This window comes from Paraburkholderia sp. SIMBA_054, assembly GCF_046534875.1.
Taxonomy (GTDB): domain Bacteria; phylum Pseudomonadota; class Gammaproteobacteria; order Burkholderiales; family Burkholderiaceae; genus Paraburkholderia; species Paraburkholderia hospita.
This window is the reverse complement of record NZ_JAWRXV010001867.1, coordinates 1-230: the sequence shown is the minus strand read 5'-3', so window position 1 is coordinate 230 and position 230 is coordinate 1. Positions and strand designations below refer to the sequence as shown.

Below are 230 nucleotides of genomic sequence, written 5' to 3'. Positions count from 1 at the left end.
GCGCCTCCGCGGCGAATGCGTCGGCGGCGGCGCCGGTTTCGTTGATCAGCAGCGCGAACTGCGTGCCGCCGATCGACGCGATCGTGCCGTCGTTGGGAAAAAGTCCGCGCAAGCGTTCGCCGACGATCTGCAGCACCAGTTCGGCCGCACGACCGAGGTCTTCGTGCCGCATGCCGATTTCAGCAAGAGACTGGGGAACATGCAGCGTGGCCGCGAGCGCGTGCAGTCCA

At 67.0% G+C, this 230-nt stretch carries 1 pseudogene; it reads right to left on the bottom strand.

The features are described from left to right. A pseudogene (locus SB822_RS61520) lies at positions 1-230 on the bottom strand (hypothetical protein); the annotation flags it as partial.